The organism is Chryseobacterium sp. SIMBA_028 (assembly GCF_046535285.1).
Lineage (GTDB): Bacteria > Bacteroidota > Bacteroidia > Flavobacteriales > Weeksellaceae > Chryseobacterium.
This window is the reverse complement of the sequence record NZ_JAWRWZ010000006.1, coordinates 237,622-263,566: the sequence shown is the minus strand read 5'-3', so window position 1 is coordinate 263,566 and position 25,945 is coordinate 237,622. Positions and strand designations below refer to the sequence as shown.

At 36.7% G+C, this 25,945-nt stretch carries 23 protein-coding genes; 19 read left to right on the top strand and 4 right to left on the bottom strand.

Going from position 1 to position 25,945, the window contains the following annotated elements; all coding sequences use genetic code 11:
- Positions 1-6 precede the first annotated feature (6 nt).
- Complete coding sequence (locus SCA31_RS10245) at positions 7-1,803, bottom strand: T9SS type A sorting domain-containing protein (RefSeq protein WP_410696893.1); 1,797 nt, start codon at positions 1,801-1,803, stop codon at positions 7-9.
- 225 nt (positions 1,804-2,028) lie between these two features.
- On the opposite strand from SCA31_RS10245, the gene SCA31_RS10240 reads away from it, so the two are divergent.
- The 8 genes from SCA31_RS10240 to proC all read left to right on the top strand — a co-directional run bounded on the left by SCA31_RS10240 (position 2,029) and on the right by proC (position 12,554).
- On the top strand, positions 2,029-3,234 hold the full coding sequence (locus tag SCA31_RS10240; RefSeq protein ID WP_410696892.1) for a pyridoxal phosphate-dependent aminotransferase: 1,206 nt from the start codon (positions 2,029-2,031) through the stop codon (positions 3,232-3,234).
- Between the two features lie 9 nt (positions 3,235-3,243).
- Positions 3,244-3,723 carry a hypothetical protein gene (locus SCA31_RS10235; RefSeq protein WP_410696890.1) on the top strand — a complete coding sequence of 160 codons (480 nt, stop codon included), beginning with the start codon at positions 3,244-3,246 and terminating at the stop codon, positions 3,721-3,723.
- 3 nt (positions 3,724-3,726) lie between these two features.
- Positions 3,727-4,740, top strand: coding sequence for a UDP-N-acetylmuramate dehydrogenase (murB, locus tag SCA31_RS10230; protein ID WP_410696888.1), 1,014 nt, complete (start codon positions 3,727-3,729; stop codon positions 4,738-4,740).
- 138 nt (positions 4,741-4,878) lie between these two features.
- Entirely contained in the window at positions 4,879-7,632 is a 2,754-nt protein-coding gene (locus SCA31_RS10225) for a TonB-dependent receptor plug domain-containing protein (protein WP_410696887.1), read from the top strand.
- Between the two features lie 21 nt (positions 7,633-7,653).
- Positions 7,654-8,892, top strand: coding sequence for a DUF4876 domain-containing protein (locus SCA31_RS10220; protein WP_410696886.1), 1,239 nt, complete (start codon positions 7,654-7,656; stop codon positions 8,890-8,892).
- A 27-nt stretch (positions 8,893-8,919) separates the two neighbouring features.
- Positions 8,920-10,452, top strand: coding sequence for a DUF6850 family outer membrane beta-barrel protein (locus SCA31_RS10215; RefSeq protein ID WP_410696884.1), 1,533 nt, complete (start codon positions 8,920-8,922; stop codon positions 10,450-10,452).
- 2 nt (positions 10,453-10,454) lie between these two features.
- Positions 10,455-11,603 carry a cytochrome-c peroxidase gene (locus SCA31_RS10210; protein ID WP_410696883.1) on the top strand — a complete coding sequence of 383 codons (1,149 nt, stop codon included), beginning with the start codon at positions 10,455-10,457 and terminating at the stop codon, positions 11,601-11,603.
- Between the two features lie 147 nt (positions 11,604-11,750).
- Positions 11,751-12,554 carry a pyrroline-5-carboxylate reductase gene (gene proC / locus SCA31_RS10205; protein ID WP_410696882.1) on the top strand — a complete coding sequence of 268 codons (804 nt, stop codon included), beginning with the start codon at positions 11,751-11,753 and terminating at the stop codon, positions 12,552-12,554.
- Here the strand turns inward: proC and SCA31_RS10200 are convergent.
- Positions 12,535-12,957, bottom strand: a complete 423-nt coding sequence (locus SCA31_RS10200) for a VanZ family protein (protein WP_410696880.1) — start codon at positions 12,955-12,957, stop codon at positions 12,535-12,537. The genes proC and SCA31_RS10200 overlap by 20 nt on opposite strands.
- A gap of 55 nt (positions 12,958-13,012) precedes the next feature.
- Between SCA31_RS10200 and lnt the strand changes: the two genes are divergently transcribed.
- Positions 13,013-14,647 carry an apolipoprotein N-acyltransferase gene (gene lnt, locus SCA31_RS10195; protein ID WP_410696878.1) on the top strand — a complete coding sequence of 545 codons (1,635 nt, stop codon included), beginning with the start codon at positions 13,013-13,015 and terminating at the stop codon, positions 14,645-14,647.
- Between the two features lie 227 nt (positions 14,648-14,874).
- Here lnt and SCA31_RS10190 read toward each other — a convergent pair whose 3' ends face one another.
- A complete protein-coding gene (locus SCA31_RS10190) occupies positions 14,875-16,593 on the bottom strand; it encodes a T9SS type A sorting domain-containing protein (RefSeq protein ID WP_410696876.1) in 1,719 nt (572 codons plus the stop codon).
- A gap of 242 nt (positions 16,594-16,835) precedes the next feature.
- Between SCA31_RS10190 and rpmB the strand changes: the two genes are divergently transcribed.
- The 6 genes from rpmB to SCA31_RS10160 all read left to right on the top strand — a co-directional run bounded on the left by rpmB (position 16,836) and on the right by SCA31_RS10160 (position 19,293).
- On the top strand, positions 16,836-17,078 hold the full coding sequence (gene rpmB / locus SCA31_RS10185) for a 50S ribosomal protein L28 (protein WP_002976757.1): 243 nt from the start codon (positions 16,836-16,838) through the stop codon (positions 17,076-17,078).
- 6 nt (positions 17,079-17,084) lie between these two features.
- The gene (rpmG, locus tag SCA31_RS10180) at positions 17,085-17,267 is read left to right on the top strand and encodes a 50S ribosomal protein L33 (protein WP_027373683.1); all 183 of its coding nucleotides are present in this window, start codon (positions 17,085-17,087) and stop codon (positions 17,265-17,267) included.
- 20 nt (positions 17,268-17,287) lie between these two features.
- A complete protein-coding gene (locus tag SCA31_RS10175; RefSeq protein WP_002976755.1) occupies positions 17,288-17,440 on the top strand; it encodes a DUF4295 domain-containing protein in 153 nt (50 codons plus the stop codon).
- A gap of 89 nt (positions 17,441-17,529) precedes the next feature.
- On the top strand, positions 17,530-18,000 hold the full coding sequence (locus tag SCA31_RS10170; protein WP_410696874.1) for a RidA family protein: 471 nt from the start codon (positions 17,530-17,532) through the stop codon (positions 17,998-18,000).
- Between the two features lie 15 nt (positions 18,001-18,015).
- Complete coding sequence (ftsY, locus tag SCA31_RS10165; RefSeq protein ID WP_410696872.1) at positions 18,016-18,969, top strand: signal recognition particle-docking protein FtsY; 954 nt, start codon at positions 18,016-18,018, stop codon at positions 18,967-18,969.
- Positions 18,970-19,038: 69 nt separating this feature from the next.
- On the top strand, positions 19,039-19,293 hold the full coding sequence (locus SCA31_RS10160) for a GlsB/YeaQ/YmgE family stress response membrane protein (protein ID WP_106914742.1): 255 nt from the start codon (positions 19,039-19,041) through the stop codon (positions 19,291-19,293).
- 75 nt (positions 19,294-19,368) lie between these two features.
- Here SCA31_RS10160 and sppA read toward each other — a convergent pair whose 3' ends face one another.
- Complete coding sequence (gene sppA, locus SCA31_RS10155; RefSeq protein ID WP_410696870.1) at positions 19,369-21,126, bottom strand: signal peptide peptidase SppA; 1,758 nt, start codon at positions 21,124-21,126, stop codon at positions 19,369-19,371.
- A gap of 20 nt (positions 21,127-21,146) precedes the next feature.
- Here sppA and folK point away from each other — a divergent pair, with 20 nt between their 5' ends.
- The 4 genes from folK (at position 21,147) to SCA31_RS10135 (ending at position 25,924) form a co-directional block, all read left to right on the top strand.
- Entirely contained in the window at positions 21,147-21,563 is a 417-nt protein-coding gene (folK, locus tag SCA31_RS10150; protein ID WP_410696869.1) for a 2-amino-4-hydroxy-6-hydroxymethyldihydropteridine diphosphokinase, read from the top strand.
- Between the two features lie 17 nt (positions 21,564-21,580).
- Positions 21,581-22,696: an OmpA family protein gene (locus SCA31_RS10145; protein WP_410696868.1), complete on the top strand. Its 1,116-nt coding sequence runs from the start codon at positions 21,581-21,583 to the stop codon at positions 22,694-22,696.
- 52 nt (positions 22,697-22,748) lie between these two features.
- A complete protein-coding gene (locus tag SCA31_RS10140) occupies positions 22,749-24,272 on the top strand; it encodes an OmpA family protein (protein ID WP_410696866.1) in 1,524 nt (507 codons plus the stop codon).
- A gap of 212 nt (positions 24,273-24,484) precedes the next feature.
- Positions 24,485-25,924: an OmpA family protein gene (locus tag SCA31_RS10135; RefSeq protein WP_410696864.1), complete on the top strand. Its 1,440-nt coding sequence runs from the start codon at positions 24,485-24,487 to the stop codon at positions 25,922-25,924.
- The last annotated feature ends 21 nt before the right edge of the window (positions 25,925-25,945 follow it).

Sequence of the window (25,945 nt, the reverse complement as noted above, 5' to 3'; positions counted from 1 at the left end):
AAAAAATTATTTTTTTATAGCCTTTACCGTAGACTGTGTTCCGTCCTTAAAGTAAAGGGTAACAAAATATAGTCCTGAATTCAGTCTGCTAAGATCCAATTCTTTGGTAGCTCCCTCAATCGTTTTTACCATTCTTCCTGATGCATCTACAACACTTACAGATTTCACATCCCTCGTATCTGAGATATACAGAATATCTTTAAACGGGTTCGGATGAACGGATGCTTTCTTGGTTTGGCTGCTTACTTCAGAAGTGCTTAACTGTTCTTTTTCAACTGTGAAATTATCAATATAGAAATTGTAATCAAGATTATCATTCACCGATCCTGTACTTCCATAAAAGGCAAATACGGTATTGGCATTTGTAAAGTTGGCCAAGCTATAGGTATATTCGGTTGATGTATTAGATGGGCTATTATTGGCGTCCCAAGTTTGCAATATAGTCCATGTACTTCCTCCATCATTGGAAACTAAAAAATGAACTACATCATCACTATCCATTTCTGAAGCAGCTGTTCCGCTATATGTAGTTACTCCATAATCAAACTTCACTTTATATCCTCCTGCTGAAAGATTAAAAGGCAACGTCTTAAGCCATCCGGTTTTTGAAGTACCATATAAGTTCATATTTGCTGATCCGTTAGAGGGTCCATTTAAGAAATTACGTTGATTCCAATAGACAGAAGTTCCCGTAGGCCCTGTATCCGGAGTTCCGCCAGAAAGTGAATTGGACCAGCAATTCCCGGGATAACTTGTAAAATTGTTAGTATAGGATGGTTCTACCGCTCCACATAATGTAGTAAATGATTTTAAGAATGACCATGCACTTTTACTTGCTGTACCACTACAATTTGTTCTTACCCAATAATAGTAGTTTGTACTTGGAGATAAACTTCCTAAAGTATAAGATGTCCCGGTAACAGCAGAATGATTTGGACCCGTACTTGCTGTAGGGGTTGCAGAACTTGTACTGTAATATATATCATGACTTACAGCCTGATTGCTCGACGGAACCGTCCATGAGATCTGAGCAGAGTTTGAAGTCACTGCAGTTGCAGCTTCCGTTGTTGGCGCAAGACAGTCTGTATAGGCATCTGCTGAAAAAGCAAAGACATTTGTAACGCCTGCACTGTTTGTTTTTGTTACGGTAACGCTTTGAATAGGCTTTGCCTGATTGGCAGGATCAATATTTAAAACATTTTGATATAATCTTGGATTGGTAGTATTAGCCTCCAATGCGTCTGAAGTCCTAAGGATCCGTCCAATTCCCTGAATGGCAAAATTACTTCCGCTGTACCAGTCTGAAATATTTTGTCCTGTAAAAACCTGTGTAGTATTATCCGTAAAGTTAACTGTTATGGTAACTGTAGAACTTCCACTTCCACTGGTAGAAAGCATGTATAATTTAAAAGCAGCCACCGGATTGCTAAATACAAGTGTTCCGGAATTGCTTCCCGCAGCATTCGTATTGATTCTTAAGGAATTATTTCCGGAAAGATCTGCAAGCTGGTAACTTAAACCAGGTGTTGAAGCCACTACAGAATTAATAATCCCATTAGTAGGAATACCATAAGTAATAGGTGTACTCGTTGAAGTCAGCTGAAAATCCCTGGAAACAAAATTATAGGAAACCCCATCTACATCGGTTGTGGTAGAAATCATGGAAGAACCAATTCCGTTAGCAATAACATCAGCGGTGTATCCTGAACTAACAGGCATTGTTTGAAAATTTTGCCCCATCATCGCAGATGCTGAAAGAAGAGCAATAGCTGGAAAAGCTTTAAAAAATAAATTTATTGTCATTTTATTCACATTTGCTTGGAAAATTAAGAAAAATATCAATACAATAATGTTATTTTTAATAAATATTTAACAATTAATTAAGATTTATCAAATTTTATCATTATAATAATTTGAGTTATTCATTATAGAAAAGAATGTATAGGAACGATGGGCCGCTATCTTCTTGCTCTGAATTTTATTATTGTGAAATTAAATCCTATTTTTGTCATACAAATTTTTTGAACAATGCCAAATATTTCAAACAGAGCACTGCATATGCCGGCATCACCGGTAAGAAAACTGGTTCCCTTTGCATTACAAGCAAAACAGAAAGGAATAAAAGTATACCACCTAAATATCGGACAGCCTGATATTGAAACTCCGGAAACAGCTTTAGATGCTTTAAAAAATATCGATTTAAAAGTATTGGAATATGCACTTTCTGAAGGTAATATTGAATACAGAAAGGCCCTTACTGAATATTATCATTCATTAGGTTTTTCAGATCTTACTCCGGATAACTTTATTGTTACCAACGGTGGCTCTGAAGCCCTGAACTTCGCCATTTCAACGTTATGCGATGAGGGAGATGAGGTAATCATCCCTGAACCTTATTATGCAAACTACAATGGTTTCACCAGTACATTTGATGTGAATGTAGTGGCGGTTCCATCTACCATTGATACGGGTTTTGCTTTACCTCCTGTTGAGGAATTTGAGAAAAAAATCACAGATAAAACAAGAGCAATCATCATCTGTAACCCAGGAAACCCTACGGGATACCTGTATACACGTGAAGAGCTAAAAAAGCTTGCTGAAATTGCTCTAAAATATGATATCGTCATCATTTCAGACGAAGTATACAGAGAATATGTATATGACGGAAAACAGCAGATTTCAATGCTGGACTTCCCGGAATTGAGCGAAAACTGTATTATTATTGATTCAGAATCCAAGCGTTATTCTATGTGTGGAGTAAGAATCGGATGTATGGTTACCCGTTCTCAAAAAATCCGTAATGCAGCAATGCTTTTTGCACAGGCAAGATTAAGCCCGGTTCTTTTGGGACAGATTGCAGCAACAGCAGCTCACCAGAATGATGGGGCTTACATCAGAGCGGTAAGAGAAGAATATACCCACAGAAGAAATATTTTAGTAGACCTTTTAAATGCTATTCCGGGAGTAATCTGCCCTAAGCCAAGAGGAGCATTCTACTGTGTTGCAGAACTTCCGGTAGATGATACCGAAAAATTTGCACAATGGTTATTGGAGAAATACTCTTATAAAAATGAAACCATTATGGTAGCTCCTGCAGGTGGATTCTACAGCAACCCTGAATTAGGAAAAAAACAGGTAAGAATTGCCTACGTTTTAAAAGAAGAGGATTTAAAGAAAAGTGCTGAAATTCTTAAGGAAGCCTTAAAGAAGTACAGAGAAGAATTTAGCCTATAAAATCATATCATGCCGACAACAAGAAATATCCATCTGAAAATCATCTTTTTGATTCTTTTGCTGTCGGCATTTTTTTCCTGTGAAAAACAGAAGTCACCTGTTGCTTCTAAAAATCCAAATGAAATAACTTCTATTAGGCTGTCTCATATTGGAGGAACCATGGGTGAGTACAGGATCATCAAAGTCACCAAAGATTCTGTCTTTGCAGAAAAAGGTGCTACGGCCAATAAAACTCATCAGGAATGGGCTTCAGCCATCAACATTGATACATGGAAGCGACTTAGATCTTCGATCAATGTTAAGGATCTTGACCAAATAAAAAGTTCTCCGAGCCAACAATCGGTGGATGGAATTGATGAAACTTTTCAAGTGCGTACTCCCAAAAAGATCCATATCTACGTTAATTCTTTTGCGGATACCGAACACTACCCACAACTTCAACAGTTTAAAGAACAATTAGACCTAATTCTTCCACAAGAATACAAATAAAACATGCAAGAAAATTTTTCATTAAAGCCTTACAATACATTTGGCGTTGATGCCAAGTCAAAATATTTTATTGAGATTAATAATATCGAAGAATTAAAGGATGCCCTTAGTTTTTCAAGGGCACAATCTCTTCCTCTTTTATTGTTGGGAGGCGGAAGTAATATTCTGCTGACAAAGGATTTTGACGGACTTGCGATTAAGCTTAATTTAAAAGGTATTTCCGAAGAAGACCTTAATGAAAACGAGGTTCTTGTAACCGCAAAAGCTGGTGAAAACTGGCATGAATTTGTTGTAGACTGTATTGGAAAAAACTACGGTGGATTGGAAAATCTTTCTTTAATTCCAGGAAATGTGGGCACTTCTCCAATGCAGAATATCGGAGCCTATGGAACGGAAATCAAAGATATATTTGTAAGCTGTAAGGTATTGGATCTGGAAAACCTTGAACTGAAAACCTTCAATCTTGAAGAATGCAGGTTTGGCTACAGGGACTCTATTTTCAAGCAGGAAGGAAAGGGCAGATATATCATTCTGGAAGTTACCTTTAAGCTTACCAAAAAGGATCACCACATCAAGACAGAATATGGAGCTATTACTTCTGAGCTGAAAAATATGGGTATAGAACAACCTACGATTCAGGATGTTTCTAAGGCCGTTATCAGTATCAGACAAAGCAAATTGCCAGACCCTAAGGAGATTGGAAATGCCGGAAGTTTTTTTAAAAACCCCACCATTCCTTTGACTCAATTTGAAGTTCTTCAACAGAAGTTTGAAAATATTCAGGGATATCCTAACGGAAATAAAGTAAAGGTTCCTGCCGGATGGCTTATTGAACAATGTGGATGGAAAGGTAAGCAGATTGGAAATGTAGCTTCACACAAGCTTCAATCACTGGTGATCATCAACGCAACAGGAACTGCAACCGGAAAAGAAATCTTTGATTTCTCTACTGAGATCATCAATTCTGTAAAGGAAAAATTCGGGATAGAGCTAGAGCGGGAAGTGAATATTATATAAATTCCACACTATATTATATAACATTCTCAGGATTATTTTCCTGACATTTGTCTATTATTTTAATTTATTCTAAATAACTATTGGTCAGCATTATTATATTTTATAATTTTGCCACCTGCTTATTTAGAATAAATAAAAATGACTAGATCTTTATTTCTTGTTTTCTTTTTCATTTTCAGTATACAGTTTATACATGCTCAGGATGAAAAATCACAATTGAACATCACCGTTTTTGACGAAAACAATAAAGAATTAGGAGGTGCTTCTGTTACCATCAACCGGACCTCTTTAACTACTGATAAGAATGGGAATACCGGTATTTCCATTTCCAATGGTCAATATCTTGTAAAAGTTCTCCATCCCAGCTATCAGGAAAAGGAACTGAACATCAGTCATTCTTCAGCACAAAATATCACCATCAAGCTTCAGCCGATCAATAAACTGGAAGAAGTTGTTGTATTTTCTAAGGAAAGTAAGGGCTTAACCACCAAATCTGTTATTGACAGACAGGCCATGCAACATCTACAGCCTTCTAGTTTTACTGACTTAATGGAGCTGCTTCCCGGAGGTCTTTCCAAGGCACCTGTATTAAATTCAGTAAATAAAGCTACTCTTCGGGAAAATACAGGAATCTATACAGGTAATCAATATAACACCTCATCGCTGGGTATCCAGTTTATGATTGATGACAATATCATCAACTCTAATGCAGACATGCAGGTTTCACTGGACGAAAAACAGTTTTTGGAAGCTCCAAAATACAGAGAAACCTCATCTTCAGGAGTTGATATGAGAACTATTTCTACCAATGACATTGAAAAGGTAGAAATTATTCGTGGAATTCCGTCTGCGGCCTATGGGGACTTAACTTCCGGATTAATCAAGATTGAAAGAAAAATAAAGGCTTCTCCTCTACAGGCAAGATTCAAGGCGGATGGATTCAGTAAACAATATTATGTAGGGAAAGGTTTTAAATTAACTGATAAATGGCAATTGAGCGCCAGTGCAGATTTCCTGGATTCAAAATCAAATCCGACCGATGATTTTGAAAACTATCAGCGTATTACAGCTTCTATCCGTTCAAAAAAGATTTCTACCCTATGGTCAAGACCATTGGAATGGAGGTCAAATATTGATTTTTCCACGAATATTGATAACAAAAAATATGATCCGGATAACGGATATCCATCTATTGACAAGTATACTTCGAACAATAAAAGAATCAGTTTCACCAATAATTTTATTTATCAACTGGATAAAAATTCATTTTTCAATAAACTGGTTTTAAATACAGCCATCCGACAGGGATTTGAAAAGATAGAACAGGTAAAACTGATACAATTATCAGGGCCTCGTTCTTTTTCACTCGCTACTCAACAGGGAGAAAATGTAGGATACTTTCCGGATCTTCGCTATGTTGCGGAATTTTCCACAGAAGGAAAGCCATTGGACATCACTACTTTTCTACAGGCAACCGGTACTAAAAAGACCATGGGAATTACGCATCAATATGAAGCGGGTCTCGACTGGAGATATTCTAAAAATAATGGTAAAGGGCTTCAATACGACATGAGAACTCCGCCCTCTGCCAATACAGGTATTACAAGACCCAGAGCTTATAATGATATTCCTGCTTCAAGCCTGGTAGCTGCTTTTGTTGGAGATCAGATGAGTTATGCTATTGACCAGCATAAATTTACATTGTATGCAGGTTTAAGATTTTCCAAAAATCTGGGGATTGACAATTCTTATGCGATCAGTAAAAAAGTATTTACTGAACCTAGATTGAATTTTCAATACAGTCTGCCTCATATCATGATCAATAATTATCCTTTAAAAACAGATGTTACATTAGGATATGGTCTTTTCTATAAGCAGCCTACTCTATTGATGCTTTACCCCAATAATGAATATTGGGATTATACCCAGCTGAATTATTACCATAATGATGCTCAATACAGATATGTCAACTTCATGACGTATGTACAACCCAGAGAAAATAAGGATCTTCAGGCAGCAAAAAGTATAAAAAAAGAAATCCGTTTAGATCTTTCCTACAGAAATCATGAGTTCTTTATGACTTATTTCAAAGAAAACATGAACAATGGTTTCCGTACTATGGATAAAACAACTGTTCATAATTATAAACAATACGATGCCACAAAGGTGGATATTTCTCAATGGACTCTCAACGGACCAGACTTAACGAATGTTCCGTATGAAGTGAAAAATATTTTCGGAAACTACACCACTACAGAAAATGGAAGTGAAACGTTGAAGCAAGGTATCGAATTTGGTTATACCTCGCCAAGAATTAAGGCCATCAATACAAAGTTTACCTTTACAGGAGCATGGTTTAAGTCACAATACAGAAATTCAGCGCCTGTTATTTATAAACCCCCGGTAACCATTGGTTCAGAGATTTACCCTTATTATGGGATCTACAAGAGTGATTATGGATATGTTAATTCAAATTTAAATTACAATCTTCTTGTAGACACTTATATTCCAAGTCTGGATCTGATTGTTTCAACTTCATTTCAGGGAAGTTTATACGATCATTCAAGAAACGACAGAAGAATCGCAGAACCTATTTCTTATTATGGAATGGACGGCGTAGTACATCCTTACACAGAGGCAGACAAAACAGATACCTACAAACAATGGCTGGTAAGAAATGTTTCAGTTTCTGATAATCTGGACAGGCTTACCACATTTACAATCTCAGGAAATATAAAGGTGACAAAAAGTATTTATAAGGCATTACGTACCTCATTATTTGTCAACAGACTTTTCAACTACAGCGCCCCCTACACATTCAACAATGTAACAGTCTACAGAAAAAGGATGAATACGCCTTACTTCGGAATGGAATTAAACTACAATTTTTAAAATATACTAAAAGGAAATAGCATGAAAAAAACAGTTTTACTATTAAGCTTTGTAGCCATGATGGGAGCTGCATTTACAGTTACCTCATGTACAGATGATGAATTCGGAGTACAGACTGCACAAATTGGTGTCTTAACTTTATCTTTTACCGGCGAGAATATTAATTCTTACGAAAATCTGGATATTGAACTTCGAGAAGTGAATACCGGGGCGATTATCACCAAAAAAACTCAAAAAGTAACGGCAACCTCTATAGAAGTCCCTTATGGTTCTTATAAGATTATTGTGAATGGTAAAGTGGTTACCACTCAGTTGACAACTACTGACGCTGCCGGTACAGCAGTCGCAGATATCACCACAATGGCTACCAATATTACGGTTCCTTTATATTTTAAAACATTCCATGAGGATTTTATCATTGAGGAAGTATTCTTTACAGGAGTTAAAACTCCGGATGGTAAAAACTATAACTCGAGCCGTTATTTTAAAATCGTAAATAATACGGATAAAGTTTTATACGCGGATAACCTGATCATTGGCCAGTCTCAATTCATGACCACTGAGGATGACAACCCTACTCCTTATGATGTAAACCAATATTTTCCGGTAAAAGGAGTTCTGATTTTACCTACAAACGAAGTAGATCCAGCCATAAAGAAATACCCTGTACAGCCAGGTGACTTTATCGTTGTAGCAGATAATGCAATCAACCATAAAGCGCAGACAAGTACCGCTTTTGATCTTCATAATGCAGACTTTGAATTCCCATCAACAGCTCCGGCGCTGGGACAGGTTGATAACCCTGCTGTACCTAATGTAGATGTAGCCTTTACTACAGCAAAGAATATGTTTATCATGCACAACAGAGGGTTTGAAAGCTACGTTATAGCACGTTTCCCGGCTGGAGAGTCAAAAGACACATTCCTTCAAAACCGTAAATATGATTTTAGCTATATCAATTCTGCAGGGACCGTTACCAAAAGAAGTGTTTATTCAATTCCGAATACATGGATTATAGATGGGGTTAACAATAGTGTTCCTACCAAGTTTTTCCACACATTAACATCTCCTAGCATTGATGCAGGATGGACTTCTGCAGGATCTGTAGATAGTGACCCTACCCGTTTCGGAAAATCTGTAAGACGTAAGATTACTGGAAAAATGGTAGGGAATAAAAATCTTTACATGGACACCAACAATTCTTCGAATGACTTCGTTAAGGATTCCGAAGCTAGTTTAAAAGACGGTATTGTTCATTAAAATATCGGTTTATACTTTCAATACATTATGTTCAATACAAAAACATCTTTCTTCCTGCTATTGGTCAGCATGTGTTTTCTTTCTGTGAAAGCACAGGACAGCATCAGTCTTTTTAAGACCATCAACAACCAATACGATACCGAAAGAAATTTTAAAGATAACTTTTTCTATAACCCGTCTTCAATGTCGGGTTATAGTCCTTCTTCATTTTCAGAGTTCAGTGTGGGTTACCATAACAATGATAAAAAAATTTACCGCCAGCAATTAGGAAACGGAGATAAAGGCTTAACTGTTGAAGCAAAATCATTTCAAAAATCAAAACCAAACCGTTATGTTTGGGGAAATGCAAGCTATCAAAATCTAAAAACCGGACTGCTCCAATGGAACGAATCATTAGATTATGACCGTGTAGCACCTTACATCACTGCAGATTCTGCCGGAGGAAAGTTAAATCTTGAACGTTATCAGTTCGCCGGAGGATATTTACAGAAATTTAACCGATGGACCATTGCGGGACAGGTAAGCTATCTTGCTCAAATGGGGTTCCGTGCGAAGGATCCACGGCTAAAAAGTACGACATCTGATCTCCGTATAAAAGCAGGTTTGAACTATATTTTTTACAAAGAATATGAAGTAGGCGTATTTGGTGAATTCAGCAAGTATACCCAAAATAGCTCCATTACATTCCAAAGTTTATTAGGAAGGCCTTTTACATACCAAATGTCAGGTTTTGGATTTTCAAACTACCTCTTCAACGGAAGTGCCAATCCCAATACCACTTTTGAAGAATTTGCCTACAAAGGAGGGATACAAATAGCCAACAAACAAGGCAGAGATTTTTATCTTCAGGCTGCCTGGGGGAAATCAAATAATATTAAAAGCTATGTCAACAGTCCATCTTCCAACTTATTTTATGATCTTTCCGATTTAGAAAATAAAACTATTGAAGTGGAGGGAGCAAAATTCTTCAGCATCAATGAAAAAAACAGAATCGGACTTTTAGCCAACTTTTCTTCTTCTGTAAAAACAGGTTATGAATATGGATACTCCCTAAATACAGCAAGCTTACAACAGATTTATAAAAGAAAATCATATCGTAAGGAAGATTATACAACTGTAGTGAAAGGGTTTTACCAATACAATCAGGAAAACTTCTCTATTACCACGACTCCGTTTTTCGCATATGAAGAAATTAAGGAAAGAAGACTCTATCCTGCTGCAGGACAAAAATTCATATACAGCTATTTCGGAATTAATGTTGATTATAAGCAACAAATCAAAGACAATCAGGTACTGACAGTACAGCCTTATTTCTCACAACGAGTGGTTGGCAAAAATTTCAATGCATTAACTACCACAGGAAATGCAGCTATAAACGAATGGATTCTTCAGGATTATATTTATCAGGCAAGTGATATGACCACGTTGGGAGCCTCAGTAAGATATGACTTTAAACTACAAAAACTTCCTGCTTTCTTTGTAGGCGCCCAGTATCAGTCTCAGAAAATTCAGAAAAAAAACAATAATTTTGTAGGTGCGAGTATCGGGATAACGTTTTAAACATGAAAAAAATAATCTATTGGGGATTAGGCGGAGCTATAATGATCTTATTAAGCTTTACGCCTAAGGTAAATCAGGACCTCTTCGAACTTCAGGATCCTACCATTGAAGATATTGTTAAAAGTTATAAAAAAGCAATATCGGAATGGCCAAAACCAACTATTGACTATGGTGTAAAATGGAATGAGTTCTCACCCATTAAATCTGACTCCACATTTTTTGCAGAGCAGGATAAACCCAATGTTATCCTCGGCAAAACTCTATTTTTTGATCCAAAATTATCCCAATCCAGCCAGATCTCATGCAGCTCTTGTCATGATCCTGAAATGGGCTGGTCAGACCGAAGACATGTAGCCTTAGGAAATGATCACCTGCAAGGAAACAGAAATACAATATCTCTTTACAATATTGCAGAAAGACAGTTGTTTTTCTGGGACGGAAGAGCAAAAACACTTGAAGAACAGGCAGCGGGCCCTTTGGGTGCACATCATGAAATGGCCATGGATGTAAAAACATTACCCGCAAAAATCCAGGCACTAAAAGGATATAAGCCCCTTTTCAAAAATGCCTATGGTGATGAAAAAGTAACCTATGATAGAATTGTAAGAGCCATTGCTGACTTCCAGAAAACCATCAAAAGCCAGCCAAGCCGTTTTGATAAATTTTTAGAAGGAAAATACACCGCATTATCTGACGAGGAAATTTATGGTATGCATATTTTCCGAACCAAGGCAAGATGCATGAACTGCCACAGTGGCCAGTACCTTACAGACGAATCTTTTCATAATATCGGTTTAACGTATTATAAAAGAAAATATGAGGATCTTGGACTGTATAATATCACCAAGAATGCTGAAGATGTAGGTAAGTTCAAAACACCTCAATTAAGAGACCTGATGCTTACCCAGCCATGGATGCACAACGGGCTTTTCAATGAGCTTGAAGGGGTTGTGAATATGTATAACAGTGGAATGCACATGATAGATCCTTCTCCTGAAGCCAAGCAAAAAGACCCTCTTTATCCTGTGACTGATCCTTTATTAAAGCCTTTAAAGCTAACGAAGGAAGAAAGAAAAGCCCTGGTTTCTTTCCTGGAAGCTCTTTCAGGAACAAAATATAAAATGAGAAGACCGGAATTCCCCGTGGAATAAGAAATGGTTTGAATCAAAAAAATAAAGTCTGGTATAATGCCAGACTTTTTCGTTGAATAATATGGTGATAACTTCAGGCTTTAACATGAACAGTCTTTCCTGTCACAATAAAAAACATTATTTTCGTTAAGAAATAACGCAAACAATATGAAAATAGCTATTTTGGGAGCCGGAAACATGGGATTATCTTTTTCAAAATCATTTTTGAAGTATGAACTGATCAAGCCGGAAAATCTTCATCTTATCATTCGAAATTCATCAAAAATTTCCAAAATAGCAGAAGAATTTCCCAAGTCAAAAATCTCCACCTTTGAAGAGGTGAAAGATCTGGATGCAGACCTTATCATCATTGCTGTAAAGCCGCAGGATTTCCAGGCTGTTGCTCAGAATATCCAATTTACCTTAAAAGAAAACCAGATGGTTCTGTCCATCATGGCCGGAATTAATATTGAGAAAATTCAAAAATTATTACATCATCCATTGGTGGTAAGAGCCATGCCCAACTCTCCTACTCTTTTAGGAATGGGAATTACGGGCTACACCGCTGCAGATGGCATTTCATTCAGCCAGCTTATCAATATTGAAAGGCTACTGAATAGTACCGGAAGATCAGTTTATCTGGAGAATGAAGACCTTTTGGATGGTGTTACCGCACTTTCAGGAAGTGGACCGGCCTACTTTTATTACATTATTGATGCCATGATCAAGGCTGGAGTGGAAATGGGAATTGAAGAAAACCTTTCTAAGCTTTTTGTAAAGCAAACCATGCTGGGAGCTTATCATTTAATTAACAACTCTGAAAAGAACCTGGAAGAACTTATTAAGGATGTTGCCTCCAAGGGTGGAACTACGGAAGCAGCCTTAAAAACATTTGAAGAAAACAATTTTAAAGAAATTTTAAAACAGGGAATTCTAAACGCCGAAAAGCGGGCTAAAGAACTAAATAACTAAATCTTTTTTCAATAAACCCACAAAGCCGCCAGCCTAAATACACTCCAAAAGTATTCAGGATGATATCGTCTACCTCAAATATTCCCATTCTGGTAAAGTACTGGAGCGCTTCTACAATGACAATTGCTGAAACAAAAGTGAAAATCAATGTTTTCAGATTTCTTAATTCCGGAAAACTCCATCCCAGAAAACCAAAAGGAATAAACATTACAATATTTCCAACAACAATCACTACAATGTCTTTCCAGGACATTGCCCCTTGGATAAATTTGATGGTAGAGAATACAGGCTCCACTGTGATCAGGTTATCATCATACTGAAACCTGCCCATTCCCAGAAACATCAGGTAGAGCAAAAACAGCGAATAAGGAATAATAATGATTTTATAAATTTTCTTTAACATGAAGTGCTAATATATTCATTTCAAAAACATTAAATTTGTATGTTAAAATAATTTAATGAAATACGTTCTACTTACACTTATTTCAGCAATGCTGCTGTCGGTTTCATGGCCAACTTATGGAGTTCCGTTTTTTATATTTTTCGCCCTTGTTCCTCTTTTGATGATGGAACATGGAATTTCAAAATTTTCAGATTATAAAAGAAAAGGCTGGATTATCTTTGGGCTGTCCTATCTTTGCTTTATCATCTGGAATATTGTGACCACAGGATGGCTGTACGGTTCTAAAAATCCGGACGGAAGCCACTCTCTCATGGCTGTAGTATTTCCGGTTCTTGTTAATTCTCTTTTATACTCCTTGGTTTTCCAGTGCTACCATTGGTACAAGAATGCACAGGGAACGTATTGGGGACTTGGATTCTTTATTGCCATCTGGATGAGTTTTGAAAAATTTCACATGGGTTGGGAGCTTACCTGGCCTTGGCTGAACTTAGGTAATGTATTTTCAGATTATCCAAAACTAATTCAATGGTATGATACCTTAGGAGCAACCGGGGGAAGCTTCTGGATACTCCTTATCAATATCTTAATTTTCTATACCGTAAGAACATGGGAAGCAGGAAGAAAGACAAAGGATTTGATTAGAAATTCATCCATTGTAGCAGGTTTAATTGCTATTCCGATGATTATTTCAATCATTAAGTACAATAATTTTAATGAGAAACCATCCGGACAAGTCAATGTACTGATGCTGCAGCCTGATCTTGATCCCTATGCAGAAAAATACTCTAAGGACAGTTTAACAATTGAACAGGATCTTCTTAATCTTGCAGAGAAAAACTCGACCACAAAAATTGATTACTATATTGCTCCGGAAACTGCACTTCCGGGCAGAGGTTCTATTTCTGAAACCGCTTTTGAAAAGAGTTTACTTTTAAATAATATCAAAGACTTTTTAGTCAAACATCCGGGATCGGTTTTTGCAACAGGGATTTCTTCACACCGTTTTTATTTTGATCCTGCAAAAATACCTGATGAAGCGTATCAAATTAATCCAGGGGTATGGATAGCAAGCTACAATACATCTATTCAGCTTGCTCCTCAGCAAAAAGTACAGGTATACCACAAAGGAAAACTTGTTCCGGGTGTTGAAATTTTCCCTTATATGAGCGTTCTTAAACCTATACTAGGCGATGCAATGCTTAATTTGGGTGGAACTGTAGCCTCCCTGGGAACAGACAAGGAAAGAATCGCTTTTTCTAATCCTTATAACAAAGGTAAAATTGCTCCTATTATCTGCTACGAAAGTATTTACGGTGAGTTTGTAACTGACTATGTTAAAAAAGGGGCTAACTTCTTAGGAATTATGACCAATGACTCATGGTGGGGAGTTACCGAAGGACACAAGCAGCTTTTATCCTATGCTAAATTGAGAGCCATCGAAACCCGAAGAGAAATAGCCCGTGCTGCCAACAGTGGAATTTCAGCACACATCAATGCAAAAGGTGAAGTGGTGGCAGATACCTTTTATGGTGACCAAACTACTCTGTTTGCCAAGGTAAATCTTTACGAGAACATGACGTTTTACTCAAGGGCAGGAGATCTTCTCTCGAGATTTTCAATCTTTGCCTTGGGGTTTTTATTATTTTATTTTCTGATTAAATGGTTTCAGGCTAAAATGAAGAAAGCATAGTCTTACAATAGTAATTATACTCGCTTTACAGCATATAATATAAGAATCTGCGTCATCCGCCAGATCTGCGATAGAAACATAAATTCTCGTAGATTTTGCAGATAACGCAGATTTTTTTTCCAGAAGAAATTCCATTCTTTCTTCATTTTAAAATATTAAAAGATTCACCCTATAAAAAGAGAAAAGCCAGCTGGACGTCTGGCTTTTCTCATGATAGAATGATTCAGTTATTTAATTGTAAGTTTTTTCGTGGTTATTTCGTTTTTTATTTTCAGTTTTAATAGATATACTCCTTTTGGTAAATGAGAAACATTAATAGACTGGTCTCCATTTAAAATGACATTCAGCTTTCGTCCATCCATTGAATACACTTCAGCTTCTGAAACCTTTTCACCTTTAATATACACTTTATCAGATGTTGGGTTTGGATAGATAACAAGTTGTTTTTCTGTATTGATATTATTTTCTTTAGTTGCCAGTGTACCTACTGTAGACACATCAGAATACGCTTTTGAAGCATCAATGGTTCTTACACTCCAATATACATTCTGAATCGATGGGTCCAAATCCAGAAACCATGATGGTGTTGTGACTATATATTTAGCAATATCGTGTGCTCCCTGAGTTGATCCTACCTTAATTTCATAGCGTAAGGCATTAACAGGGGTCTTATCATCCGTTGCCCCACTCCAGGTAAAATTAAACCTGTTTCCACTTCTAGCCAGGTTAAGGTTCGTAGGAGCCGTTGGCTTTGCATTCGTAGCTGTAGAATTATTTTTAAAGACTTTTGTCAACGATGGCAATCCTGAATCAGACCAGTCAAATCCACCCAATAGGACATCTAAGTGGTTATCATTATTAAAATCAAACAATTGGACCATTCCTGGACCCCCCAGGTTATATATCCCAGTTGTTGCTCCCTCCGTAAAGGTCTGGCTGGGTGAATTATATAAATAAGTCTTTACAACTGCATTATAGTTTATATTACCAGAGATGATAAAATCATAATATCCATCATTATTCAAGTCTCCTACGCTTAATGACGCATCTTCAATTTCAGCAGGACTAATCTGTTGAGTAACCAATGTACCTGTTCCATCGTTCATTAAAACTGCAAAATAAGGATCATCATTGGCATCCTTACCAGCAACTACAACATCCTGAAAACCATCTGCATTGAAATCTGCGACCTCAAGTTTTCCGGATATCAAAGAATCCAGTGATTGTGCATCAACCAAAGTTCCACCCTGATTCATATAAACCTTGGATACAGGATCTCCATTAATATCAGATCCAATTACAATAAGATCCAACAGATGATCATTGTTTAAATCTACTACCTTAAAACTACCGTTTTGCGTCCCGTTAACCCAATTTTCAGTCATTTCAAAACCGGATCCTGTATTTCTGTAAAAATCTAATGTATTATTAAACTCCCCACTACCATGGGCAAATTGAGTTCCATTGATTGCATAATCTTGTTTTCCGTCATGGTTAAAATCAAAGACTTCCATAGAACCATAGATTTTTCCGGGAAGATCCTCCTGTTTTACAAAACCTACTCCGGTATTTTTAAACCGATAATGTTTATAGTTCACAATGTCCATATAGCTAAGCCCCGTAGAGACTATATCCATTAATCCATCATTATCAAAGTCAATAAATTTCACGTCTCCCAAATGCGTCACATCTCCTCCAAGATCAGTATACGGCTGAAATGTTGTTCCATTATTCTGATAAACTTCGTTATAGGTAGCATCGGGCTGTCCGTCTCCATCGGAATCTATGGCTCCATTCACTACAATATCCAAAGTGCCATTATTGTCTATATCAGCAATATCCGCCGCCGAAAAATAAAAATTATTCATCCCAGTCTGTATCTCACTGAAACTTTGTGCTGCCAAGCTTACAGGAAACATAGACAATAGAAAATAAATTCTCTTCATGTTATTCTTATTTAGATTAATTAAAAACAAAGATAGAATATTAAATTTCTCCTTTAAAAAAAAGCCTGTATGAAATATATCAGCAGGGATTTTCGGCTATATCCCAGAAATTCGGATATTTTAAAAAATCAATATTATTAATCAGTCACTTATTTACAAATATTTTCCAAAAGATTTGTCTATCTAAAAAATTCTTCGTTATTTTGCACTCTCAAATATTATACAAATAAGAACATCGAGATATGTCAAGAATTTGCCAAATAACAGGAAAGCGTGCAATGGTTGGTAACAACGTTTCTCACGCTAATAACAAAACGAAGCGTCGTTTTGAAATTAACTTATTAGAGAAGAAGTTTTACCTTCCGGAGCAAGATAAGCACGTTACACTGAAAGTATCAGCTCATGGATTGAGAGTGATTAACAAGATTGGAATCGAGGAAGCTATTGAAAGAGCTACTAGAAACGGATTGATTAAAAAGAATTAATAAATCATGGCAAAAAAAGGAAATAGAGTTCAAGTAATCCTTGAATGTACAGAGCACAAAGAAAGTGGTATGCCAGGAATGTCTAGATACATTTCTACAAAAAACAAAAAGAACACTACAGAAAGATTGGAATTGAAAAAATACAATCCTGTTCTTAAGAGATCTACCCTTCACAAAGAAATCAAGTAATTTATAAATAATAATTTACCATGGCAAAGAAAGTAGTAGCAACCCTACAAAGCGGTCAGTCTAAAAAGATGACTAAAGTGGTGAAAATGGTTAAGTCTTCTAAATCAGGAGCTTACGTTTTCGAAGAAAAAGTAATGAATGCTGATGAAGTAGATGGTTATTTGAAAAAATAATTAATACTTTATTTACAATATAAAAAACTACTCATATTTTGGGTAGTTTTTTTGTTATCTTTGTTCACCAGATTATTAATCAATGAAATATGAAAAAAATTCTCATTCTGGCTTGTACAGTAATTTTTCTATTTTCATATAGTCAGGAAGCAATGAATACTATAGAATATAAAAGTTCGTCAAAAGTTTTCAACATTCAGGGATTATCACAATCAGTAAGCATTGATTGTGGAAGTTCCAAAATGATTTTATTATCTGGGCAGGTCCCCTTAGATACAGTGGGAAACTTGGTAGGAAATAATGTAGAAGAGCAGACACAGCAGATTTTCAATAATATTGAAAACATTCTGAAAGAGTACGGAGGTACGGGAAAGGATATTATAAAGCTGGGAATTTTCATCAAAGACATATCAAAAACCCCTGATTTCAGAAAAATAAGGGACAAGCATATTAATCTTCAAAACCCTCCTGTAAGCAGCCTTATAGAGGCAAGCAGGCTTTTCAGAGATGATGTACTGATAGAGGTAGAAGCCACAGCAGTGATTAAAAACAAAAGATAAGAATAAACTAAAACTATGAGTTGGTTTAAAAATATTTTCAAAAAAGAAGAAAAAGAAACCTTAGATAAGGGATTGGAAAAATCCAGCCAGGGATTCTTTGAAAAAATGACGAAAGCCGTTGTCGGTAAAAGCAAGGTAGATGACGAAGTACTGGATGATCTTGAAGAAATACTGATCGCATCCGATGTAGGCGCTTCTACCACCATCAAGATCATAGAAAGAATTGAGGAACGGGTTTCCCGTGACAAGTATGTCGGGGTAAGCGAGCTGGATAAAATTCTTCGTGATGAAATTGCAGGTCTTTTGCTTGAAAACCCTCATGCAGGAACAGGAAATATCGACACTTCCAAGAAGCCTTATGTAATTATGGTAGTGGGAGTAAATGGCGTTGGAAAAACAACAACCATTGGAAAACTGGCTCACCAGTTCAAATCTGAGGGTAAGAAAGTAGTTTTAGGAGCTGCTGATACCTTTAGGGCTGCTGCCGTTGACCAGCTTACCATCTGGAGTGAAAGAGTGGGTGTTCCTATCGTAAAACAAGAAATGGGTTCTGACCCTGCATCTGTAGCTTTTGATACGGTACAAAGTGCTGTTGCCCAAAATGCAGATGTTGTCATTATTGACACCGCAGGAAGACTTCATAATAAAGTCAACCTGATGAATGAACTTTCCAAAATCAAGAGAGTAATGCAGAAAGTAATTCCTGATGCACCTCATGAGATCCTATTGGTTCTTGACGGTTCTACAGGACAAAATGCATTTGAACAAGCCAAGCAATTTACAGCAGCTACTGAAGTGAACGCACTGGCAGTTACCAAACTGGACGGAACAGCAAAAGGAGGAGTTGTTATTGGGATCTCAGACCAATTCCAGATTCCGGTAAAATATATAGGTGTAGGTGAAAAAATGCAGGATCTACAGCTTTTTAATGGTACGGAATTTGTAGACTCATTCTTCAAGAAAAGATGATTTATGTCATGTTTTCCCTTATATTAGCAAAACAAATCAATAAATATTAACAATTAAAATCTTAAAACTATGGGAATTTTAACTTGGATCATATTTGGTCTTATTGCGGGAGCCATTGCTAAATTAATAATGCCAGGCACTCAAGGGGGCGGATGGCTAATAACAATTATCCTGGGAATTATAGGAGCTTTTGTTGGGGGATTTATAGGAAATTTTCTTGGCTGGGGAACAGTTGACAGTTTTGATTTCAGAAGTATGCTTCTTGCCATAGGAGGATCTCTGATCGTCCTTTGGATTTACGGAATGGCTACAAAGAAAGGCTAATCGATACTAATTAATAAAAAATAAAATCCCGGATCTGAAATTCAGATCCGGGATTTTCTGTACAATATAATTTAGTTAGTTGATTCTGATTTGATAAGGCATTTCCATTTTGATATCAGACTGCAGTTTCTTATCTGTAATCTGCTGTAAAATCTCATAGTTGGATTTTCCTATTTTACTTTTGATGATTCTTGCCGAAACATCTTCTTCATTCAGGTCTTTAAAGATCTGCTCAAAAGGAGACATTTTCTTAGGAAAAGACTCAACCTGGTACGCTGACTTTAATCCTGCTTTCTGTGCTGCAAACTTTACCGCATCATTCAGGGTTCCCAATTCATCTACTAATCCAATTTGCTTAGCACGAACACCACTCCATACTCTACCACCACCTACATTATCAATCTGCTCAAAAGTTTGTTTTCTGTTTTGAGTAACAAAATGTACAAATCTTTTGTAAGTGCCCTCTACACTTTTTGTCATCATATTTACTCCATATGGTGTTACTCCATTCAAGCCTGAATAGTACATAGAATTAGCATTGGTAGAAACAACATCTGCACGAATTCCGTTCTTCGCAGCAATATCCTTATAATAAGGCAACACTCCAAAGACCCCGATAGAACCAGTAAGAGTATTAGGCTCCGAATAAATCTTATCGGCAGCCATTGCTACATAATATCCTCCTGAAGCAGCATAATCACCAAATGAAACAACCAATGGCTTTTTCTTTTTCAGCTGTTGCAGTTCAAATAAAATTTCATCTGAAGCATTGGCACTTCCTCCCGGAGAATTGATTCTAAGAACCACAGCTTTCACCTTATCATCTTCCTGAAGCTTCTGAATATATTTTACATATCTGTCAGAATGAATGTCATTATACTGATCTCCGCTGTTAATAGATCCTGAAGCATAGAGTACAGCTACCTTTTCACCTGATTGATCCTCATCAGCATAAGAATTGATATAATTAGCCAAAGAGATTTTGTTCAGTTTTTCCTTATTTGTTAAACTTAATTTAGCTTTAAGCAAATCTTCATATTCTGTTTTTTGAATAAGCTTATCCGCAAGCTTATATTTCAATCCCTGCTCAGGAATCATTCCATATAAACTATCAACAATCGTTCTGAACTGAACTGTATCAATCTTTCTGGATGCTGCCATTTTATCGGAAGTATTTTTCCAAAGATCATTTAATAGAGTACTTAGCTGTTCCTTATTTTCCGGGGAAATATCATTTCTTAAGAATGGTTCCACTGCAGATTTAAATTTACCGTGACGAATCACTTCAATCCCGATCCCATATTTATCAGCAAAATCCTTAAAGAATGTAACTTCAGTAGCAAGCCCTTTTAATTCTATCCCTCCTGCCGGATGCAGATAATACTTCTCAGCTACCGACCCTAAATAGTAAGCCGATTGAGAAACTCCGTTACCATAAGCATACACAAATTTTCCACTTTTCTTGAAATCCTCAATTGCATTTCTAAGATCATCAATCTGTGTTAATCCTGCATTCAGCTCATCAGCTTCAATACTGATTCCTTTGATATTATCATCGGTTTTAGCCTTGTTAATAGCTTCCAGTGCATCATACAGAAGAACACTCTTGTTCTGGTTACTGATACCGAATAGTCCCATTTCTTCTTCCGTAGGGCTATCTATTATGTTTGTCTTTAAATTAATCGTAAGAACCGAATTCTTTTTCACGGCAACAGCCTTATCACTTCCCATAGAACTAAACACAATCAACATAATGAAAAAGATGAAAAATACAGCGCAAAGTATAACTATTGCTACTATATTTGCCAAAACATTTTTAAAGAAACTTCTCATAAATCAATCAATTTCCCAATATGTCGCAGCAAAAGGTAGTTTTGTTACTAGGAAGTAACCTTGGAGAGCAAAAAAAAAATATAGAACTCGCTTTACAGAAAATAAGTGATGCAGGAAACAACATTTCACAAACAAGCGAATTTTTAATATCTGATCCTGTAGAATTTGTTAGTTCCAATATTTTTTGTAATATTGCAGCAATAATATTCACTCATCTTTCACCAATTCAACTGCTTGATTGTATTAAAGATATTGAAGTTGAAATGGGAAGAATTAATGATTCAAAAGTATCCGGAGGCTACACTGATAGAGTAATAGATATTGATATCATTAAGTATAATGAATTAAATTTTAAATCAGAAAGATTAGAAATCCCTCATAAAAAACATCTTTTTGAAAGGGATTTTTCCAGAGTATTATTAAAAGATTTTATTTAAAACATAAAACATATTGTATGAAATTAGGTTTATTATTATTGGCTACTACATTGCCAATTGCAGCTTTCGCACAGAATAGCAGTACTACAGTAAACTCTTCTACTGAGTATCCTAATACATTCTCCTCAGGTTCCGCTAATGTACAAACTTTCAACAACAAAGCCAGACGTTTCAGAGACTGGTCTATTTCAGTTGGTGGAGGACCGGCATTTATGGTTCACTCGGATCTTAAATCTCTTCGCAAAGATAAGACCAACTGGGGATATAATGCTTACGTAAGTATTGACAAGCAAATTTCCCATACGTTTGGCTTAAGCTTACTGTATACGAGAGGAGAAACAAAGCAGACTGGCCAGCTTCCTGGTACAGCCGGTCAACTTGCCGGAGTAGGTACTGCAACAACTCAATTTGACCAAATTGCTCTAATGGGAGATATCAATTTCTCTAATCTATTAAGAAGAGTTGACAACCACTCTCCTTACAGATGGGCTTTCCATGGATATATGGGAGTTGGTATCCAAGGATTCAGAACGTCTTTGCATGACAATGATGAGTTCAGATGGAGTACTAATCCAAAAAGAATTCCTTTATTCATCAAACAAGATCTAGGAATTAATTCCATATTCTATCAAGGAGGTCTAGGGGTAAAGTATAATGTTTCAAAACTTATTGACGTAGAAGCAAGAACCATGTACATTATCAGTGGCGATGATGAATTTGATGGCGGCGGATGGGCTGGTCCTGGTGATTATGAACCAGGTTCAACAAGTTCAAAATATAACATGCTTAATGCCAGAAGATCTGACAATGCATGGACCGTAAGCTTAGGGGTATCTTTCAAATTAGGAAAACACCTATCTCACTTAGCATGGCATGATCCACTTCAGGAAGCATACTACAGAACCAACGTTCTGGAAAATGCAACTACCGATCTTGTAGTTTGTGAAAAAGGAGACGCAGATAATGACGGGGTATGTGATGATTGGGACAGACAGCTTGACACTCCTGCTGGAGCAAGAGTAGACGGTGCTGGTGTTGCCCTGGATATGGACCTTGACGGGGTTATTGACCTTTACGACAAGTGTGTAACAGTTCCTGGACCTGTTGAAAACAACGGATGCCCAATTAAATAATAAAAAGAAGCTAAAAACTGCTTTTCAAAAAATCAAAAATAAATAATACACGATGAAATTAAGTTTAGCAATTGCTGTACTGGCTTTGACGATGCCTGCTATAAGCTATGCACAAGACTCAGCAGCAACTACAGATGGAAAGTATCCCAATACTTTTTCTTCTGGATCTGCCAATGTTTCCCCTTTCACCCAACAATCGAAAAGATTTAATGACTGGTCTATTTCAGTTGGAGCAGGTGTTCCACTAATGCAATCAGCAGATTTAACCTCTATCAAAAATGGTAATGGTAAAAACCTTTTCGGATATTCTGCTTATGTAAGTATTGATAAGGCCATCACTCATGCTTTTGGAATCAACTTACAGTATGACAGAGGTGAAACAAGACAAGGATGGTTCAATACCAAGGATGCTGCACCTGATGCAACTGCTGTAGGCGCAAGAACTCAGTATGATGCGATCTCAATCTTGGGAGATGTTAACTTCTCTAACCTTTTGAGAAGAGTTGACAATCACTCTCCTTACAGATGGGCTCTTCACGGATATGCCGGTATCGGTACAATTGCCTACAGAGCTTATCAGAAAGACAGCAAGGGACAAAGTTTAATGACTGAAGTTAAGCCTTTCCAACTTGGATCCATGTTTATGCAGACGGGTGCTGGTTTGAAATTTAAGGTAAACAGAAGAATTGACATTGAAGGTAGATTAATGTATGTTATTACTGGTGATGATGAATTTGACGGTGGTGGTGACAAATACAGCGCAGTCAACAGACGTGAAGAACAGGTTTCTGATAATTTCTTCAATGCAACATTAGGTCTTTCTTTCAAATTAGGAAAACATGAATCTCACCTAATGTGGCATGATCCACTTCAGGAAATTTATTACAAGCTTGATGTGTTGGCCAATAAAAACCAAGACATTGAAGTATGTAAGAAAGGGGATGCTGATAATGACGGGGTATGTGATGATTGGGACAGACAACTTGACACTCCTGCTGGAGCAAGAGTAGATGGAGCCGGTGTTGCCCTGGATACTGATCTTGATGGTGTAATTGACCTTTACGACAAATGTGTAACGGTTCCTGGACCTGTTGAAAACAATGGATGCCCAGTAAAGAAAGATAATAAAGAGACTGCAGTAGAAGTAGAAAAAACACTTAAGGATATCTACTTTAACTTTAATAAAGCAACGATAAGACCAGAATCTAACAGTAAACTGGATTTAGCGGCTTCAATTATTAAAGAAAACGGTGGTAATTATCTATTAACAGGACATACCGATATCAAAGGTAATGCTGCATATAACCTAAGATTATCTAAAGAAAGAGCTGCTGCTGTAGTGGGAGCTTTAGAAACCAGAGGAGTAAATGATAATGCACTGAAATCTAAAGGAGTAGGTTCTGCAGAAGCAACAATACCTGCTTCAGCTTCAGATGCTGAAAGATTAGCCGACAGAAAAGTTACAGTAAGATTTATAGAAAGCTCTGAATGGAATTCTATCCAAAAGAAAGATTATGAAGATGCTCCTGTAAAAAAAGCGACTAAAAAGGTACCTGCTAAAAAAAAGAAAAAGTAATTTCTTATTAAATACATAAACCGAAAAGAATTGTTCTTTTCGGTTTATTTTTTTTCTACTACGAAATTTTTTACATACCTTTATATCATTTTCAAGGCAATAGGTACCAAATAAACAAGGCATTAGCATAGTTGTTTTGAAAAAAATAATACAAAATCAATTTTTCACGTAAAAAAATCATTTAAAATAACTTAACTTAAAAAAATAACACTATGAAATTAAGTTTAGCAATTGTTGCCCTAGCATTGGCTGTTCCTACGGCCAGCTATGCACAACAAGACTCAACGGCAGTTTCAAATGGAAAGTACCCAAATACTTTTTCTTCTGGGTCTGCTAATGTTTCCCCATTTACCAATCAATCAAAAAGGTTTAATGATTGGTCAATCTCGGCAGGGGTTGGAGTTCCACTGATGCAATCAGCAGATTTAACCTCTATCAAAAATGGTAATGGTAAAAACCTATTTGGATACTCTGCTTATGTAAGTATTGATAAGGCAATCACTCATGCTTTTGGTATTAACTTACAGTATGACAGAGGTGAAACAAGACAAGGATGGTTCAATACCAAGGATGCTGCACCTGACGCAACTGCTGTAGGCGCAAGAACTCAGTATGATGCAATCTCAATCTTGGGAGATATTAACTTCTCTAACCTTTTGAGAAGAGTTGACAATCACTCTCCTTACAGATGGGCTCTTCACGGATATGCAGGTATTGGTACAATTGCCTACAGAGCATACCAGAAAGACATCAAAGGACAAAGTTTAATGACTGAAATCAAGCCTTTCCAACTTGGATCCATGTTTATGCAAACGGGTGCTGGTTTGAAATTTAAGGTAAACAGAAGAATTGACATTGAAGGTAGATTAATGTACGTGGTTACCGGTGATGATGAATTTGACGGTGGTGGTGACAAATACAGTGCAGTTAATAGACGTGAAGAACAGGTTTCTGATAACTTCTTCAATGCAACATTAGGTCTTTCCTTAAAGCTAGGAAAACATGAATCTCATCTAATGTGGCATGATCCGCTTCAGGAAATTTATTACAAGCTTGATGTGTTGGCCAATAAAAACCAAGACATTGAAGTATGTAAGAAAGGGGATGCTGATAATGACGGGGTATGTGATGATTGGGACAGACAACTTGACACTCCTGCTGGAGCAAGAGTAGATGGTGCTGGTGTTGCCCTGGATACTGACCTTGATGGTGTAATCGATCTTTACGACAAGTGTGTAACGGTTCCTGGGCCTGTTGAAAACAACGGATGTCCTACAACCACTACAGGACCTGTAGTAGAAACAGAAACTAAATTGGAAGGAATTGAGTTTGATTTAAATTCTGACAGAATTTTACCTTCAAATACTCCTATTCTAAACAATGCAGTAAATTATATCAATTCTTCAAATGGTTCTTATAACGTAGTAGGTGCAACTGATACAAGAGGTACTGATGCTTATAACAAAAAACTATCTGAAAGAAGAGCAAACAACGTTAAGAGTTATTTGATCAAAAATGGAGTTCAATCTGGTAAACTAAACGCAGTAGGTAAAGGTGAGAAAGACCTTAAATACCCTGAGTGTGAACCAGCAACTAAGTGCCCTGAATGGAAAAACAGAGCAAATAGAAGAGTATACTTCGAAGCTAAATAATAAACTTATTAATTTATTATA